This is a genomic window from Chryseobacterium sp. MYb7, from assembly GCF_002979455.1.
Taxonomy (GTDB): Bacteria; Bacteroidota; Bacteroidia; order Flavobacteriales; family Weeksellaceae; genus Chryseobacterium.
The window spans coordinates 97,724-114,765 of record NZ_PCOU01000017.1; the positions used below are offsets into that span (position 1 = coordinate 97,724).

The following is a 17,042-nucleotide window of genomic DNA, read 5'->3' on the forward strand; positions in this document are numbered from 1 at the left end:
TATTATCTTTTAGTGATGTTTTTACTAAAAATTCGTCCGTCTTTTAGAGTAAAACGAATAATGTAAACTCCCCAATCATATCCGGTCATATTGATTTTAAGCTGCCTGTTAAGCTCGGGAATATTTTGCTCCTGAAATTTCCAGTGGACTGTACTGTGTTGATATAAGGAGACCGATTCTATCAATTTGTCTGTTTCTTCTGTCCAGTCGATGGTAAGAACATCATTTACCGGAACCGGATATAAACGAATCTGCTTCCAGAATGTTTCTTCATCCATAATCGGAGTCTGTGCTATTGATGATTTTTTTGAAATAGCTTTTGATAGGGCTTCTGTTTTTTCCTTAGGGTCATTTTCAGGACCTCTGTAACGTTGGCTTCCTGATTCGTCATATTTGAAGTAGACTTCTGTTTGCTGGGCACACAATGTACTCAGTGTAGTGCATAAAAATATTGCACTTAAGTAATTTTTTTTCATTGATTTGAAATTTTGTATTTTTTGGCTTAAAATAAATTTAATCTCGGTAAGGGATATACCGGATTTATTAATACAATTTTGTACGACAGAATAGAGTTATCCTGATAAATAGAATGTTTTCATATAGGTTTATTTTTAAAAATGGTGATATAACCTGATTAAAAAATCAAGATTTGTTTAATATAGTCACAAAGACCTTAGGCTTTAAAGCCCTACACGGAAATAATAAGAAAAATTTCCTTATACAGTGCATACAAGAAATTAAGTTAGGGAACATAATTTCTTTTCTCTCATTTGTTATTGTTTTTCTGACAGCGAACTTAGGTACTATCTGTTTTTTAAACAATCCGTAAAATCACGGTATTTTACATCTCGATGCGGGGAAATAAAATAAAGTAGTTTCATATTTTTTTTATTTGTATTGGTGTTTTTTTATTTGCTTTTTTCTAATAACAAAGCTATCCCTTTATAGCGACAAACTGTGTCGTATTATAATTAAGAATACTTTTTTTGTTTGAAATTATAAAAATAAGAAAGGCACGCGACAGAAGTCAATCCGTTAAAGAGGTACTGCGAAGAACCCGACAACCAGAAAGACTCCGCCCGTGCCCATATAAGAACATGGGCGTAAGCCTATCAAAATTTGGTTGTCAAAGAAGATTCGCAGTTTTCTTTAACCAATCTGATAGCTTACGCTTTTTTATTTCGTTAAAATCTTAGGTGCGAATATATAAATATTTTTTCAACCCCTAGTGAGGGAAACCGTAAAATCATTAAAAATTTTGGCTAAAGCCAATGGAATTTTGATTATCGTTTTTAAACAGGACTTCCTTCATCCAGGCTCAGGATAATGGTCCGTTTCTATTGAATATCTAGAACAGTTTACTGAGTACTCTGAATCGATAATCAAAAATATGTTCCAGTTTTTTTCTTACAAAAAGGCCGTGGGCAATTTCACCTAGAAACCCCATGGGAAGTTCATAATCTATAGTGTCTCTCATCAGAACGCCTTCGGCATTGGGAATAAATTCATGGTGGTGGTTCCATAGTTTGTACGGGCCTTTTTTCTGAAAATCGGTGAAACTTTTCTGGAAATCAACCTGAGTTATTTCGGTCTGCCACTTCATTTTAATTCGGAATAATGGGGAAACATAATAATCGATGGTCATTCCTTCATAGATTTCATCATCTTCCATTTCCGTTAATACAATAAAGCCCATGTCTTTCGGAGTAATTTCTGAAAGATTGTTGGCCGAGGAAAAGAATTTCCATGCAGTTTCTACATCACAATTGAGCTGTTGTTCACGGAAAAGGGTATGTTTCATAAGTCCGAAGATTGTATGAAACAAATGTATGACAAAGATTTAATTATAGATCCACATCAGTACAGGTTTTCCTGATTTCTGAATCATCGGATCAATTTCTTTCATCGCATTATTGGAAACGGTGGGACACCCCCATCCTTCTGGAGATCCGTTCGGGAAAGTTTCAGTATCACTCATCATATTCCAGGAATGGAAAACAATAAATCTTTTTAATGCATTGCTGTTGGTTTCTTCAAGGCCATGCATCAGATATTTGATATTGATTCCCCAATCGCTGTAGCCTCTTCCTTCCAATTTATATTTTCCTAAGGATGAAAGGTGGCTTCCATCTTCATTACTGAATCCCGGATTTGCTTTGGAGTCATCTTTACTCCAGGCATTAGAACCACAGCCATGCCCTACCAGATATTTTTTTGAAACCTTATTATTTTTAAAATCCCAGACAAAAAAACGGTTAACCCCTGAATGAAGACTCATATCAATCAGAATACAGAAATCTTTATTAAGGTTCTTTGAAGCACAGAATTTCAACGCTTCTTCTGCTTTTATTTTGAGCTTGGAAAGATCGGCTTCCGGTCGTTGTTCTGCAACGACTGGTGTTACTGCTGCATTTATTGTATTGGTTTTTCTTTCCTGAGAACATGAACATATCCAAAAGATAATGAAAAACAGATAAATCCTCTTCATGTATTATTTATAGTGTTGAAAAATTCCGAAATCTGAAGGGGTCCAAAATGCTGCTTTCTGTCCTGCAGCTTTTAACGCGTTATTTGACCAGGTATTGCATGTATACAGAAAGCTGTAAGTACCTTTAGCATCGTAAAAAGCGTCATTATCACTGTACACAGCATTTGTTGGGATCAGCATGAAGTTTCCGTTCTGATCTCTGTCAAATTTATCTTCTACATACTTTACAAGATTTTCGTACTGGCTTCTGCTGATCATGATCATTTTACAGTCGTCTCCTTCTTTCATCGTATTATAATAAGTACAGTGCATCGCAGAATCACTTAGCCAGAATGCAGCCTTTACAGCTGTTGAAAATTTCAGATCTGCCCAGGTAGGTGTATCAAGGTAGAATCCTTTATCTCCCCATCCTATTCCGATGTACTGATAATCTGTCTTTTTTGATTTTGTATTACTAAAAGGAATTTTCTGACTCCAGTCCTGAAGGTCATTTCTCACAGGCATTACGATATCAGTATGCACTCCGTTGGTATAAATATAAATTGGAATTTCTTTCTTCTGTCCATCATCTTTTGCAGACACGGGAATATAGGGAATCAACAACCCAAGGATGACATAAATAATCACAATTCCCAAAATAATTCCTATGACTTTCAGGAGATACATTAATACAGTTTTCACAGTCATGTTTTTTACTAAAATTTAATCTTTAATTTTTAGTAAAAGTATTTGTTTTAATCGAAAAATTGGCTATATTTAGTTACGAAATATTCACAAATATGCGTAAAAATACTAAATCCCAAAAAAGATTTAAAGTAAGAGTAAAAACTGCTCCTAAAAGAATACAAAAAAAACGTTGATTTTCGGTGAGATTTTAATCTCCTGAAGATCAATTTTTCTTTATAGGAAAGGCTTTTCAAGAAACTTATTGATGTAAATCTTTACCTCCTTAAAGCTAAAAATTTAAGGAATGGTCGACTATCCGCTCTGGTTTGGAACTATCAAAAATTCCGAAGGAGGAATTGTCACCAAAAGTTTAGGGAAAAATCAGTCAGAAGACTTCTCCAAAAATTCAATATTTCTCTTGAGCCCTGCAAATTTGGTTCTTTTTACAGGTGATTTTCTGAAAATTTCGGAGAAAATTTCCTGTGTAAGTTCTTTCCATTCTCCTTTTTTGAAGTTTTTCAAGGCTTCATTGGGTTGGAAACGGCTCTGTTTGTTAGGTGCTGAGAAGCGGTTCCAGGGGCAAACATCCTGGCAGATATCACAGCCGAACATCCAGTCTTCCATTTTATCTTTGAAATGAGCTGGAATTTCATCTTTCAATTCTATGGTTGCATAAGAAATACAGCGGCTCCCATCTATAATTTTTTCAGAAACAATGGCATCTGTAGGACATGCATCAATACATTTTCTGCAGCTTCCGCAGTGATCTGTAGTGGCATGATCGGGAATAAGTTCCAGATCACAGATAATTTCGGCCAGAAAATAAAAAGAACCGCTTTGTTTGGTAATAAGATTGGCGTTTTTCCCAACCCAGCCTATTCCTGATTTTTTAGCCCAGGCTCTTTCTAAAACCGGTGCAGAATCTACAAAAACCCGGAATCCGAACTCTCCTATTTCTTCCTGCAATTCGACAACCATTTCACGGAGTATTTCTTTGATAACTTCGTGATAGTCTTCTGCATAAGCATATTTTGAGATTTTATAATTCTCTAATATTGAAATTTTTTCTTCAGGAAAGTAGTTGTAGGAAAGTGAAATGACAGATTTGGAGCCTTCCACCAAAAGCCGTGGATCAAGTCTTTTGTCAAAATGATTTTCCATGTATTTCATTTCGCCGTTATAGTTGTTCTTCAACCATTTTTCAAGACGGGGTGCTTCTTCTTCCAGAAAATCAGCCTTGGAAATTCCACAATTCTGGAACCCAAAACTTTTTGCCTTGGATTTTATCAGTTGGGAATATTTTTCAGCGCCTGCATTCATAATTTCACACTGCAAAATTAAGATTATTTTACCAATCTTCTGTTTTTGGAGGAACTTCATACCACAACAGGTTTCTTTTCTGAAAAATTATGTTTTCATTAGGATTTTTTTCAAAAAAAAATTACGTAATTTCGTTTCTAATTTAATATTTAAACTCTACAACTATGTCTTTAATAGAAGTAATACAATCCGGAAACTATGAATTAATTGACGTTCGCGAGCCAATGGAGCTTGAAATGGACGGTAATATAGATGGTGCTAAGAATATTCCTCTAGGTGAAGTAGAAGATAGACAGGATGAAATTCTATCTATTGAAAAACCGGTAATCTTATTCTGCAGAAGTGGAAACAGAAGCGGAAAAGCATTGGATTATCTTACTGCTCAAGGATTAAAGGACGGTTATAACGGCGGCGGATGGGCTGATCTGAAGGCTGTTCTGGAAGCAAATCAGGGAACTTTTTAAAAGTTCCTTTTTTTATACCCTTATTTCTATGAATCTGAAAAGTCAATTTGAAGAGCTCTGTTCTCCTTTTACAGAAGATGGGCAATTAATCGCCAATCTTTGGAAGGAGATTGAAACCAAATATTCTGAAAATGGCAGACATTATCATAACCTTCTCCATCTTGAAAATATGTTCCGGGAGCTTGAAGAAGTGAGAATAAATATCTCAGATTTTACTGCTCTTTCTTTTTCTGTATTCTATCATGATGTGATCTATGATGCAACTTCCAAAGCTAATGAAGAAAAAAGTGCTGCTAAGGCGGTAAAAAGGCTTGCAGAACTTCATATTCATCAAGATACAATTTCAATAATCTCTGCACAGATTTTGGCTACAAAATTTCATCAGCGTTCTGATCAGCAAGACACTAATTATATCCTGGATGCTGATCTTTCTGTACTGGGGAAAGATTTTGAAACCTATCTGGAATACACACAGAATATCAGAAAAGAATACTCTATTTATCCTGACTTCCTCTATAAACCGGGAAGAAAAAAAGTGCTTAAGCATTTTCTGGAGCTTGAAAGTATCTTTAAAACAGAGTATTTTAAGGGAAAATATGAAGCTCAGGCAAAGGAAAATATTGCCGCTGAGCTTAGGCTACTTTAAATGTAAATTCACTCATCTTTCCTATAAATAAAGGCATCCTGATTGCAAGATGTCTTATAAATATTGTTACCGCTCATTCTATATTAAAAAAATTTACTGATAAATTCTGCTACTTTCTTCAATACAAGCTCTGGAGCTTCTTTATGAGGAGTATGCCCTATTCCGGGAATGATATATTTTTCAGCACTTCCGCTCACTTGGGTCACTGTTTTTTCGACCTGGTCTAATGTTCCATATTCATCGGATTCTCCCTGAATAAATAACAATGGAGCTGTAATATGTTTCAAAAGGTGTTCAATATTCCAGGTTCTGTAGTCATCCCGCGTCCAGGTTTCCGTCCAGGCTCTGAAAAGCATTTCTACTTTATCCCCATGGTACTTCTGTAAACGTTCCGGAAGATTAGTAGTTTTATAAGCATCCCATGCGTCATAAACTCCTTTCAACGTTACGTCTTCCACAAAAATATGTCCAGCTTCACAAATAACGGCTCTCACCCATTCCGGATAAACAGCTGCCATCATCAGGGCGATTGTTCCTCCATCACTATGTCCAAATAAAATAACATCCTCAATATCAGGTTCAATTTCAAGCAAGAGTTCATTCAAAAGATCTGCTTCCAGCTCCATGTAATTTACTGGTCTTTCATGGGTAAGCATAGGGTAAGATTTTCCATATCCTAACCTGTCATACACCAAAACATTGCATCCTGTAACTTCAGACAGCTTAGCAGGAAAATCTCTCCAAAGTTGTACTGAACCGAGTGAATCGTGCAGAAAAACAATGGTTGGTCTGCCCCCAAACGGGGTATGGTGTTCTATATATAATTTATTTCCCTTTACATCAATTATTCTTCCTTCCATTGAATAAAAATATATTTAAAAAGTGGGCATTTTTGTTTCTTCGAATTCTTTTAAAAGGTGGCTAAAAACAGTTTCTACGGGAAGAATTTCATCAATTAAAGCAGAAACCTGGCCTATCTCCAGCTCTCCATCTTCCATATCACCTTCAAACATTCCACGTTTTGCTCTAGCTCTTCCTAAAGAGGCAATCAAAGGTTCTTTATCTCTTCCGGTCACATAAATATCTTCCAGCTCATTGAAAAATTTATTTTTAACCATTCTTACAGGTGCCAGTTCTTTCAAAGTAAGATGGGTATCGCCTTCCTGTAATTCTGTGATTTTCTTTTTCCAGTTTTCATGGGCACTTGCTTCTGTAGTAGCTGCAAAACGGGAACCAATCTGTACACCGTCTGCCCCAAGAATCATTGCGGCTTTCATCTGTGAGCCTAAGGCAATTCCACCTGCAGCAATTAAGGGTTTAGAAATATGTTTTTTTACATTCGGAATAAGGCAGAAGGTGGTTGTTTCATCTCTTCCGTTATGACCTCCTGCTTCGAAGCCTTCCGCAACGATGGCATCTACTCCTGCATCTTCGCATTTCACAGCAAATTTGGTAGACGAAACCACGTGAGCTACTTTTATTCCTTCTTTCTGAAGGGTTTCCGTATAGGTTTTTGGATTACCTGCTGATGTAAATACAATTTTCACTCCTTCTTCAAGAATGATCTGAATGATTTCCTCAATATTAGGATACAACATCGGTACATTTACACCAAACGGTTTATCAGTTGCCAGTTTACATTTCCGGATATTTTCTCTCAAAATGTCAGGATACATACTTCCTGCTCCTATGATCCCCAATCCACCACAGTTGGAAACAGCAGAAGCAAGTCTCCATCCTGAGTGCCAGATCATACCTGCCTGGATAATTGGATATTTAATATTAAAAAGATGTGAAATTCTATTTTGGGTTGCCTCCATGTCATGAAGTTTTTTTGCAGCGTTAAAATCTATAAAATTGCTCATGTGTAAAAATAATAAAAACAACGATTTCCAGAGCCTTTCATGATTAAAAAATATACAGAAAACCTCACATTATTATTTTTTGTACCGCTCTAAAATGCTGTCGATTATAAAACTTATTTTGAAAAATTTTTGAGCAAGTTCATGAATGTTCTTTTCTATATCATCAATGTTTAATTCTATCCAGCCCTGCATCAATGTCAGTGGGCCATAATCTACACTTACATTAGGCCAGTCTTTCTGGTATAATAAAAACTCTTTCCTGAAATTTTGAGCAAAATCTCTGGCGGGTATTTTATAGTCTTTCAAAGCTCTTAGTTTAAGGGCATGAATGTTATAATAGATCTTATTTTCCCGGATCGTCTCATCATTTACCCAAACCGAAAAGAAAATTCGTCCCTCGGCATCTAAAGGCGACAAAAGATCTCCGGACCATTCCGGTTTATAAACTTTAAGTGCTACAGATTCTAAAATGGTACCAACAGATAATTTCAGTCTGTATTTACTAAGTGTTTCTTCAGGAATTTCAGATGCAGCAAGATGAAATTTTTCAAGGTAAAGAGTATAATCCATATGCTCAGTTTTTGTAAATATATCAATAAAAAAAACCTTCAGAAGTTCTGAAGGTTTTTTTTATTATTTTGCCATGGATTGTTTGTTCCAGTTCGACTTAAAGTTACAACTCCCGTAACGTTTGTCGATTGAAATAAAAGTGGTTGGCAACTTAGAATTGACAAACTTTTCAAGCATCTCACTTTTCTTTTTGTTCAGTGCCATCTGCTTCATTCTACTGAAATCTGTTTCCAGTGTAATCTGGTGAGAAGGAATCACCTCTTCAATTTTAATGATCTTGATCTGCTTTCTTTTGTTTTCTTCATCTTCGAAAGCGGTAGTGATGTCTCCTTTGTTCAATCCTGCTAATTCGTAGCTGATTGTTCCCGGAATACTTTCTCTTTCAATTTTATCAGAACCATCAGCACCAGGAATTACTCCTGCGTTGAATTTTGTTCTTTTGTCATCTGAAAATTTAAAAGCAGCATCTTTAAATGTGATCTTTCCATCCATGATAAGCCCTCTGATACTGTCTAATTTTGCTTTGGCAGTTTTGATCTCTTCATCAGTAGGGGTAGCTTTCAACAGGATGTGTCTTGCGTCATATACTTTACCTGATCTTTTCAGCAATTGAATAATATGGAATCCGAATTCAGATTCGATAGGATCTGAAATTTCATTTTCCTGAAGGTTCAGCGCAGCGGCTTCGAATGGCTTAACCATCTGTCCTTTGTTGATATTCTTATATAAACCTCCGTTGGCAGCAGACCCTTCATCTTCAGAATAAATTCTTGCCTGGCTTTCAAAAGTTTCACCTCCTTCAATATCTTTCTTGATTTTTTTCAACCTGTTGATCAGATCTTGTTTATGAGCTTCCGTTAATGTAGGATAGATCATAATCTGAGCCAGGGTAACTTCGTCTTTTACCTGTGGCAGCTGAGTTTTATACATATTATAAAAATCAGTTACCTCATTTGGAGTTACGTCTGCTTTAGCAGTAACTATACCGTATTTTGACTTCCCATAATAGTCGTCTGTATCTATTTTTTCAATAGCATTTTTCAATTCATACGCATTTCTGAATTTGTAGGCTGCAAGCATTGTCTTTTCATCCGGAAATTGAGAAAGCATCTGACGATATTTTGCATTAGCCTGTTCTTTGATTGCTGCAGAACGGTTTTCAATTAAGGTATCTTTTTTTGCTTCGTATACAAGAAGCTTGTTGCTGATAAGATTTTCCAGGAACTCACATTTGTCTGTATTTGCAGCTCCCTGTTGTTTTCCATAATTCATCTGCTCGTTTACATCAGATTCCAAAACAATCTCATTCCCGATAACAGCTGCAATACCATCCACCAAATCTCCTTGTTTTAGCTGGGCATTCATCATATTTGAAGAGAATATCATGATGAAAATCCCAAGGAGAAAAGTGATTTTTAGTTTATTTGTCATTTTACTATTTTAACAAGTTGCAAATTTAGAATTCTTAACGAATTTCACTCAATTTTTTATTATAAATATTTCTTAAAAAGACTTATTTACTGCAGTTCAATATCAAAAGTGGTCAATTCTTTGAATTGTCTCAATCTGCTGAACATATCTGCTTCGCTTACTTCTTCTATTCTTTCTGTTCCGAATTTTTCTACGGTGAAAGAAGCCATTGCAGATCCTACGATAAGAGCAGATTTCATTGTTTCGAAATCAATTTTCTCTTTTTTAGCAAGGTATGCAGCAAATCCTCCTGCAAATGTATCACCAGCTCCTGTTGGATCAAAAACATCTTCCAACGGAAGTGCAGGAATAGCAAATACTTTATTATCATGGAAAAGTAAAGCTCCGTGTTCTCCTTTTTTGATGATTACGTAATCAGGACCCATTGTGTGAATCTTCTTAGCAGCTTTTACTAAAGAATATTCTCCTGAAAGCTGTCTTGCTTCTTCATCATTGATGGTAATAACGTCTGTTTTAGCAATCATATCCATTAAGATATCCCATGCAGAATCCATCCAGAAATTCATGGTATCAAGGATAACCAGTTTAGGACGGTTGTTCATTTTTTCAAGGACTGATAACTGAACTCCAGGATGTAGGTTTCCAAGTAATAAAATTTCGGCATCCTGCATTGAATCCGGGATTTTCGGATCAAAATTCTCCAGTACATTTACTTCTGTAGCCAAAGTATCTCTTGTGTTCAGGTCATTATGGTATTTTCCAGACCAGAAGAACGTTTTTCCTTCTTTTACGATTTCAATTCCTTCGATATTTACATCTCTGTTGGTGAACATATCAAGATGTTCTTGTGGAAAGTCTCCTCCTACTACAGAAACAATTCCGGATTTAACGCCTAAAATTGATGAAGTGATTCCGATATAAGTGGCTGCACCTCCTAAAATTTTGTCCGTTTTACCAAATGGTGTTTCAATTGCATCAAATGCAACACTTCCTACAACTAAAAGTTTCATATATTTTTCAATGTATATTAAAAGTAATTATTTTTTCCATTCAAAAGTGTCCAGCAGATGCTTCATATCATTTTTGATATAGTTCACTGCAGGGGCAAGAGAATCCGGTTTCGGTCTCGTATTAAAGTATAAGTAAGCAGTAACGAAGTGTTTCGTACTGTCTGTAATGTAAAACTGAAGATTGGAAGCACTCTGCCCTTTCAGCTCATAGAAGTTCCCGTATACTTTCTTTTCAGGGTATTCGAAGGATTTTGTATCTATGGAGCTGGCTTTAATGGTATGTTCGTATACCATTTTTTCTGCTTCCTTGATGTGATCTGCAAAGTCGTTTTGTATAGGGTAATAGGTAACGAAAAGCTTTGCCTTCATTTTAGGATAATTCAGATAGAACCAGCAAGGCTTTTTTGCTGGTGCTATTGATGCAAATTCCGAATATTCGAAGGTATAGGCACAATCGTTTTCAAACTTTTGGTATTTCGGTGCAGGATATTCAAGACGCAGTTCTCCATAAGGTTTTGGTGAAGGGTCTTTTCCACATGAAATTAAAAGCAGTGATACAAAAATAAAAATGACTTTTTTAATCATTTTGCAAAAGTACAAATTAGATTTCAGATTTCGGAAGACAAATTTCAGTCTTTCAGAGAGTTTTGAATGTAATTTTCCAGAGGCTTGGGAAACGATTTTTCATGAGAACCCTCAACATCTGTAATCTCGTACTGATTTTCAGTGATAAAATCATTCCAGATCTTCTCAGAATTGACCTCAACATTCAATATTTCAATACTTAAGTTCTTGTGGGTCAGTTTATGATTAACTGTTTTTGAACCTGTAATAAAGGTTTCCATATCTGAAGAAATGGTATCAGGAAATTCAAATAATTTTTTCCAGATGAAGTCATCTGCTCTCTGACGGATCAAAAATTGTCTGTTTCTGTGAACAAAATAATAGGTCAGAGCCAGATCTTCTGCTTTTACTTTTTTTGTTTTTATGGGATAAGCGGAGACTTTTTGAGTGGAAAATGCCAAACAATCTTTATTCAGAGGACATTTTCCACACAGTGGATTTTTTGGTTTACAGATCTCTGAACCAATATCCATCATCGCCTGATTAAAATCCCCAACATTTTCCGGCATGACCAAAGCAGCCAGCTCAGAGAAATAGGCAAAAGCTTTTGAGTTCGAAATATCAAAGTCATCAGCAAAAAGACGGCTCAAAACACGGTAGAAATTACCGTCAACAGCAGGCATTCTTCCACCAAAACAGATACTTGACACCGCTGCAGCAGTATACTTCCCAACTCCTTTTAATTTTAGAATTTCTTCGTATTGGTCAGGAAAGACACCCAGATAATCGTTCATGATCTGTTGAGCAGCTTTATGAATATTGATGGCTCTTGAATAATAGCCCAAACCTTTCCAATAAAGCAAAACTTCATTTTCTTCAGCTTCTGCCAACGTTTTTACATCAGGGAATCTTTTAATGAAATTATTATAATGATTTAATCCCTGATTGATTCTCGTCTGCTGAAATACGATTTCACAGATCCAGATTTTGTACGGATCTTTGGTCTGTCTGAAAGGCAGATCTCTTGCATTATTTTTATACCACTCAAGGATTTTGCTGCCAATATGCAGAAAATCTGAGGCTGTTTTATTTTTTTCCAAAAACCAATCTTGTTTTAAATCATTGAAGAGATGATTTTCTCTTCATCCTGAACATTGTTTCAATGTGCAAAGATAGGTTTATTTTATTTTTTTACCTGTTTTGATTTTGGAAACAGATTTTTGCCCCTATTTCATAAAAAATAGATTTATGGAGAAAATGTCCTGACCGTGAATCCTTTATTATATATTTTTTTGCTTTTATCTCTCCCTACTTCCTTGAATATAGAAAAATATAAATAATCATAAAGTCAAAAAGAATTTGATCAGTTTCTAATCATATTTCATATATTATAAATTATTTTTTCTTTAGTTCCTGCTGTTCCGAAGAAATATCCCAAGTAGTATTAGAATTAAGTTTATATTTATTTATATTAACATGACAACATCCTATAATACTTTGTGTTGTAATTATTTTGTTTACTAAATCAATATTTTCTGCTAAAATTCCATGCTGTAAAGGGAAAGATGCTACAGCAGAAAAATTTCCGTTTTTATCTTGAAGATAATATTCATATAACTTTTCGACGCCCCCCTGATCCCAAACAATTGCAAAATCTTCTAAACCGTCAAAATTAAAATCTTTTACAAAAAAGTTGGTACACGGCAAATCTTGATAAGATGTCCATGAATTTGGTTCATAATGAATCTCCTGTGATTTACCATTCTTTTTATTTTTTACAATAATCCACGCTGAAGTTGAATATTTTTGTTCCTTCTCATTTTTATATTCTTCGGCTTCTAAAATAAATTTATATTTATTTGATAGGTTTTTGAACTCGCATGATTTAGCGTCTGGCTGACAGGTTTTATTTTCAATACTTGCTATTTTTTTTCTATTATAAAAAGATTGGGTTTATATTTTTATAAAACATGTTCCTTTTCCTGAATTGAAAAAAAACTCTAAAAATTACCAATATATGCTTCTTGGATCTTGTTAAAAGCTGCATTTATATTAATGTTTTCTTCGAAATCACAGTCAAGTTTTTGCCCATTGTTGTATACTGCACAATATTGTGCGAATAATGAGTCTTGTTATTTTCAGAATTTTCAACGTGAACTCTTGACTTTTGTCTTCTGACTTCCAGCGCCACACTTCAGGGAGCTTTCTTTTATTATTTGCAGTAGCACTGCTAAAAACTTTGTTTTCCCTTTTACAATTGAAAAAGAAGAATATAAAAAGTAGTAATGTTGGAAAGTTTTTCATCATTTGCTCTCAGAAGTATTCTAATTAGTTTTTTTATTGAAAACACCCTTATCATTTAAAAGATACAATTCTGTTAATTTTTTAGTGCTATTTTTTTCGGAATAAATAGAAACTTCATAGTTTTCATTAATAGAAAAGACCTTAACTTCTTCACTAACTCCATTGCTATTACTTATTTCCAAGCCATCTATTAATTTGCCATTTTTTGTTGTAATTAGATACATTAATTCACTATCTCCACTAATATTACTTATGATATATAAGTCATAGTTACCGTTCGATGGAAGTTTGGTCATAGCATCTATACCTAACTGATATTTTTGTTTAAATAATATCTCAATATTTTTTTCAGATTTTGCCTCTAATTGGATTTTAGTCCCAATATCTTTATAATCAAATGGTAGTAGTTGTTTTGATGCTGAATTTGTCTGCGCGTTTTCTGTCTTACTTTCTCTTTGCAATATACATTCATCAGGACTATAAAATTGTCCTTGTGGAGACTTAATAATTTTCCATTTTAAAGTACCGTCATTATTAATTATAATTTCTGCTTTTCCCTTATCATTTTGACTACTGAAAAAACTATAAAAATCAACAATAATTTTTCCTCTATTTACAGTTCCTTTAACATTATATTCTATGTCATTTTCACAATCTATTTTTCCACCACTATTTGCAATTGCGCAATATTGAGCTTTTATATTATTATCGGTTTGAATTATATTTAATGTAAACATTTCTTCAGGAACAGTTGAATTTTGATCCTTTTTAACATATTTCCATTTACCTGATATATCAATAAAATTTTTATCAGATACTTTTATCATTGAATCTTTTAAATTTATTTTATCACCATTAATGGCTTTTGTATTATTTTCTTTACAACTAAGGGAAAATAGCAATATTGGAATTAAAAAGCTTTTCATCATTTGGTTTGCTAGTACAAATTACCTATTAATAATTTAAATAATATTATTGATAATCATCATCTTGAGGCGGAGTTGTGCTCTCGTTTTGTAGATCACCACTTTCAATATATTTTTTTAAAAATGGATAACCAAAATAGTTGTGTTTTTTTAAAATCTCTAGTACTTCAGGGTGATTCATAGTGTTTTTATTTTGAAGATAGAATAGGGTAGTAGCTTGTGAATTCCAAGAATCTGTGCTTAATCCTTTGTATTGATTGAATGCAGGGATCTCTATATTGGAGATATTTGCTATAATCTCAGCCTTCTCATCAGGTGAAAATGGAGATTTTATACTATCATTATAAAGTATATCAATTACATAATTTGATAAAGCAGAGATGTATTTATCATTATTTTTAGATGTATTTTTTTCTATATACTTAAGTAAATTTTTTCTAATGCTTAGTTTTCCTTCACAATTTTTTACAAATAAAATATTTCCTATTTTTTGAGAAGATTCCGGTGTTTCTTTGGAATATTCCTGAAATAAATCATTTAGAATTATTTCATTTATTTTTTCTTCTTTATCAAAACCAAAATTTATAAGTAATGTTTTTAAGAAATCTTTATCATGAATTAATAACCAAGCTAAGTCTCCTTTACTATTATTAAATAAATATTTGTTTCTAGCAATAATATTTTGATTTAAATTTATTTTTAAATTATTATTTTTTATTTCCGCAATATCATTTAAAAGAGGTAGATCAGATAAAATTTTAAGATTTGAATAAACATATATATGGTCATAAGTATAATCAAATTCTGTTTGTTTAATATTTTGTTCCTGTGATGGATTGACAAAATAGGTAGTGAAATTTTGATGCTCCTTTATTGAGGTACACGAACAATCTTCCTGGGTTTCAAAAACATCTTTAATTTGCTTTGAAAAAGAACTGTTTTCAGGGACTTGATAGCCATTTTCTTTCAATCCTTGCAGAGTTAATTCTCCACCTAATTCTAGGTCTTTATCTGTTAGCTTATACTGATTTAATGTATTTGTATCATTTTCAGAAAGCTCAATTTTTTCTTGAAGCTTCATATGTTTTTTTATTAAATCTATATCTTTATTTATATTTTCGGCTGTTTTGTTTTTCTCTTTATTTTGACAGCAAATAAGACTTGTTGCTGAAAAGAAAATTATTACAAATTTTTTCATGTTTTATTATTACTAAATTATCTATACCCAATATGAAAATGATCTTGATGAACACTGGTCGCTTTTCCAGTTGTATTCTTTATTTCCTTTTTATATGCATAGTTTTTTATAAATTTCCATTTGACAGCTACGTCTAATATGTTTTCCAACTCTTTTATGAATGCCTCTTCATTTTTGTATGTTTTCATAGCATCCCTCCAAAGTGTTTGTACGCCATTTGTGCTACCAGGATATCTAATATCAACGTCATTTCCAGCTATGTTATGGCCAGCATGTCCAATATTTCTTCCATCGTTAGCCGAAATATCATTAAAATATAATGCTTTTGAATACTTATTTAGTGGCAAAGAGTAAAAGAAACCTAATAATGCAGCACAAACTTTTTCATTTACCCAATTATCTCCTGCTTTATCTCTTGTCCCAAATCTACCCCAATTAGGCCCTGTTTCAGGAAAAGGTAAAAGATTATGACTATTTTTTTGAATAGTATAGGTTTTGATTTTTTGCCCTGATTTGTAAATATTATATTCATAATCATTACTATCAGATTTTGTGGTTATTTTTTTAACTTCAAAAGTATCTACATTAATATCATATTGATTTTTATCTCCTTTTTCTGTGTCATTATTTTTCTTTCCATATATACATTCATTTACTTTAAATAAAATAGATGTTATTTCATCGAATGATTTTTTCTTTCCTTTCCAATCTACATCTGTTCCGATTAATTTCGAAATTAAATTTACATTTTTTTCTCCGTTAGCTTTTTTCTGAATAGTTCTTTCATCCGTAACCCAGTATCCCATACAAGCTAGCATTGCAACCTCTGCGCTAGTACCAACTTTATTAGCTCCTTCATCAGATATAATTTCAATATTAGCATATTTTTCAGTGTATTTACTAGCTGCCGTATAATTATTTCTACCTGTTAGTTGAATGAATCCCCTTCCCCGATATCTCCAGCCATCCCCGTGCTTTGTATTTCCTAATTTTGCTTTAGCAGGACGATTTTTATCATCATATACTAAATTTGCTATCATTTCCTGATTAGCTTTTTGTATACCATTATCATTAGCTTTATTTAAGTCTTTTCGACCATATTTATTCGCATCTTCTTTATGAGTGTCAAAATATGAAAAAGGTCGACTCTTAAATTCTCCATCCAGATAATAACCTCCTGTTTTTTCGATAGGATCACCCTTAACCCAATTTTTACCCTTATATCTATCACCTTCAATTAATCTCTTGACAGAATAATTCAATCCTTCATCTTTAATGTGTAAAGATGTTCCTGCTTCTATCCTAGTTTGTGCAAAAAAGTGAGCTTTATTCCAACATGTATTCATTTGAAATTTTGACATATACTTATTATATGCTTCCATGACTGATTTAAGTTTAGTTTCATCTTTACAGTCAGGGAATATTTTTTTCATCTGATCTAATGTAATATCTTTATCGCAATTCGGACATTTTCCAGTTTCCGGCTTTGGGGCTTGTGTTTTCTGCACCCCCACCGCACTCTTCACCTTCTCCACTTCCATCAAGCCCTCCGAATTTACCCCGAATTTCTGAGATTCTGCGGATAGTTCT

At 33.6% G+C, this 17,042-nt stretch carries 18 protein-coding genes; 2 read left to right on the forward strand and 16 right to left on the reverse strand.

Annotated elements, in window-relative coordinates:
* Nucleotides 1-2: 2 nt before the first annotated feature.
* From CQ046_RS14450 to queG, 5 genes are all read right to left on the reverse strand, one after another.
* Nucleotides 3-476: a hypothetical protein gene (locus CQ046_RS14450; RefSeq protein ID WP_228406959.1), complete on the reverse strand. Its 474-nt coding sequence runs from the start codon at nt 474-476 to the stop codon at nt 3-5.
* A gap of 872 nt (nt 477-1,348) precedes the next feature.
* The gene (locus tag CQ046_RS14455) at nt 1,349-1,801 is read right to left on the reverse strand and encodes an SRPBCC family protein (RefSeq protein WP_105702952.1); all 453 of its coding nucleotides are present in this window, start codon (nt 1,799-1,801) and stop codon (nt 1,349-1,351) included.
* 39 nt (nt 1,802-1,840) lie between these two features.
* Nucleotides 1,841-2,488, reverse strand: a complete 648-nt coding sequence (locus CQ046_RS14460) for a murein L,D-transpeptidase catalytic domain-containing protein (RefSeq protein ID WP_105702953.1) — start codon at nt 2,486-2,488, stop codon at nt 1,841-1,843.
* A 3-nt stretch (nt 2,489-2,491) separates the two neighbouring features.
* On the reverse strand, nt 2,492-3,175 hold the full coding sequence (locus CQ046_RS14465; RefSeq protein ID WP_105702954.1) for a TIGR02117 family protein: 684 nt from the start codon (nt 3,173-3,175) through the stop codon (nt 2,492-2,494).
* A 360-nt stretch (nt 3,176-3,535) separates the two neighbouring features.
* A complete protein-coding gene (gene queG / locus CQ046_RS14470) occupies nt 3,536-4,474 on the reverse strand; it encodes a tRNA epoxyqueuosine(34) reductase QueG (protein WP_105702955.1) in 939 nt (312 codons plus the stop codon).
* Nucleotides 4,475-4,638: 164 nt separating this feature from the next.
* Here queG and CQ046_RS14475 point away from each other — a divergent pair, with 164 nt between their 5' ends.
* Entirely contained in the window at nt 4,639-4,938 is a 300-nt protein-coding gene (locus CQ046_RS14475; RefSeq protein WP_105702956.1) for a rhodanese-like domain-containing protein, read from the forward strand.
* A gap of 28 nt (nt 4,939-4,966) precedes the next feature.
* The gene (locus CQ046_RS14480; RefSeq protein WP_105702957.1) at nt 4,967-5,584 is read left to right on the forward strand and encodes a hypothetical protein; all 618 of its coding nucleotides are present in this window, start codon (nt 4,967-4,969) and stop codon (nt 5,582-5,584) included.
* Nucleotides 5,585-5,667: 83 nt separating this feature from the next.
* Here the strand turns inward: CQ046_RS14480 and CQ046_RS14485 are convergent, their stop codons facing one another.
* From CQ046_RS14485 to CQ046_RS14540, 11 genes are all read right to left on the reverse strand, one after another.
* Nucleotides 5,668-6,444: an alpha/beta fold hydrolase gene (locus CQ046_RS14485; RefSeq protein WP_105702958.1), complete on the reverse strand. Its 777-nt coding sequence runs from the start codon at nt 6,442-6,444 to the stop codon at nt 5,668-5,670.
* A gap of 15 nt (nt 6,445-6,459) precedes the next feature.
* Nucleotides 6,460-7,449, reverse strand: a complete 990-nt coding sequence (locus tag CQ046_RS14490; RefSeq protein WP_228406960.1) for an NAD(P)H-dependent flavin oxidoreductase — start codon at nt 7,447-7,449, stop codon at nt 6,460-6,462.
* Between the two features lie 72 nt (nt 7,450-7,521).
* Nucleotides 7,522-8,019: a hypothetical protein gene (locus tag CQ046_RS14495; protein ID WP_105702959.1), complete on the reverse strand. Its 498-nt coding sequence runs from the start codon at nt 8,017-8,019 to the stop codon at nt 7,522-7,524.
* Between the two features lie 63 nt (nt 8,020-8,082).
* Nucleotides 8,083-9,450: a peptidylprolyl isomerase gene (locus tag CQ046_RS14500; RefSeq protein ID WP_105702960.1), complete on the reverse strand. Its 1,368-nt coding sequence runs from the start codon at nt 9,448-9,450 to the stop codon at nt 8,083-8,085.
* A gap of 86 nt (nt 9,451-9,536) precedes the next feature.
* Nucleotides 9,537-10,460: a PfkB family carbohydrate kinase gene (locus CQ046_RS14505; RefSeq protein ID WP_105702961.1), complete on the reverse strand. Its 924-nt coding sequence runs from the start codon at nt 10,458-10,460 to the stop codon at nt 9,537-9,539.
* 27 nt (nt 10,461-10,487) lie between these two features.
* Complete coding sequence (gene gldD / locus CQ046_RS14510) at nt 10,488-11,045, reverse strand: gliding motility lipoprotein GldD (RefSeq protein ID WP_105702962.1); 558 nt, start codon at nt 11,043-11,045, stop codon at nt 10,488-10,490.
* Nucleotides 11,046-11,089: 44 nt separating this feature from the next.
* Nucleotides 11,090-12,124: an A/G-specific adenine glycosylase gene (gene mutY / locus CQ046_RS14515; protein WP_105702963.1), complete on the reverse strand. Its 1,035-nt coding sequence runs from the start codon at nt 12,122-12,124 to the stop codon at nt 11,090-11,092.
* A gap of 295 nt (nt 12,125-12,419) precedes the next feature.
* Entirely contained in the window at nt 12,420-12,731 is a 312-nt protein-coding gene (locus CQ046_RS14520) for an XAC2610-related protein (protein WP_105702964.1), read from the reverse strand.
* Between the two features lie 617 nt (nt 12,732-13,348).
* A complete protein-coding gene (locus CQ046_RS14530; RefSeq protein WP_165790528.1) occupies nt 13,349-14,254 on the reverse strand; it encodes a hypothetical protein in 906 nt (301 codons plus the stop codon).
* A 46-nt stretch (nt 14,255-14,300) separates the two neighbouring features.
* Complete coding sequence (locus CQ046_RS14535) at nt 14,301-15,452, reverse strand: hypothetical protein (protein WP_105702967.1); 1,152 nt, start codon at nt 15,450-15,452, stop codon at nt 14,301-14,303.
* A 17-nt stretch (nt 15,453-15,469) separates the two neighbouring features.
* On the reverse strand, nt 15,470-16,885 hold the full coding sequence (locus CQ046_RS14540) for a hypothetical protein (RefSeq protein ID WP_123906629.1): 1,416 nt from the start codon (nt 16,883-16,885) through the stop codon (nt 15,470-15,472).
* Nucleotides 16,886-17,042: the final 157 nt, after the last annotated feature.

What these genes read in the sequence shown, in the direction of transcription:
- CQ046_RS14450 (WP_228406959.1), bottom strand. Translation starts at nt 476, where the DNA reads ATGAAAAAAAATTACTTAAGTGCAATATTTTTATGCACTACACTGAGT.
- CQ046_RS14455 (WP_105702952.1), bottom strand. Translation starts at nt 1,801, where the DNA reads ATGAAACATACCCTTTTCCGTGAACAACAGCTCAATTGTGATGTAGAA.
- CQ046_RS14460 (WP_105702953.1), bottom strand. Translation starts at nt 2,488, where the DNA reads ATGAAGAGGATTTATCTGTTTTTCATTATCTTTTGGATATGTTCATGT.
- CQ046_RS14465 (WP_105702954.1), bottom strand. Translation starts at nt 3,175, where the DNA reads ATGACTGTGAAAACTGTATTAATGTATCTCCTGAAAGTCATAGGAATT.
- queG (WP_105702955.1), bottom strand. Translation starts at nt 4,474, where the DNA reads ATGAATGCAGGCGCTGAAAAATATTCCCAACTGATAAAATCCAAGGCA.
- CQ046_RS14475 (WP_105702956.1), top strand. Translation starts at nt 4,639, where the DNA reads ATGTCTTTAATAGAAGTAATACAATCCGGAAACTATGAATTAATTGAC.
- CQ046_RS14480 (WP_105702957.1), top strand. Translation starts at nt 4,967, where the DNA reads ATGAATCTGAAAAGTCAATTTGAAGAGCTCTGTTCTCCTTTTACAGAA.
- CQ046_RS14485 (WP_105702958.1), bottom strand. Translation starts at nt 6,444, where the DNA reads ATGGAAGGAAGAATAATTGATGTAAAGGGAAATAAATTATATATAGAA.
- CQ046_RS14490 (WP_228406960.1), bottom strand. Translation starts at nt 7,449, where the DNA reads ATGAGCAATTTTATAGATTTTAACGCTGCAAAAAAACTTCATGACATG.
- CQ046_RS14495 (WP_105702959.1), bottom strand. Translation starts at nt 8,019, where the DNA reads ATGGATTATACTCTTTACCTTGAAAAATTTCATCTTGCTGCATCTGAA.
- CQ046_RS14500 (WP_105702960.1), bottom strand. Translation starts at nt 9,450, where the DNA reads ATGACAAATAAACTAAAAATCACTTTTCTCCTTGGGATTTTCATCATG.
- CQ046_RS14505 (WP_105702961.1), bottom strand. Translation starts at nt 10,460, where the DNA reads ATGAAACTTTTAGTTGTAGGAAGTGTTGCATTTGATGCAATTGAAACA.
- gldD (WP_105702962.1), bottom strand. Translation starts at nt 11,045, where the DNA reads ATGATTAAAAAAGTCATTTTTATTTTTGTATCACTGCTTTTAATTTCA.
- CQ046_RS14530 (WP_165790528.1), bottom strand. Translation starts at nt 14,254, where the DNA reads ATGAAAAGCTTTTTAATTCCAATATTGCTATTTTCCCTTAGTTGTAAA.
- CQ046_RS14535 (WP_105702967.1), bottom strand. Translation starts at nt 15,452, where the DNA reads ATGAAAAAATTTGTAATAATTTTCTTTTCAGCAACAAGTCTTATTTGC.
- CQ046_RS14540 (WP_123906629.1), bottom strand. Translation starts at nt 16,885, where the DNA reads ATGAAAAAAATATTCCCTGACTGTAAAGATGAAACTAAACTTAAATCA.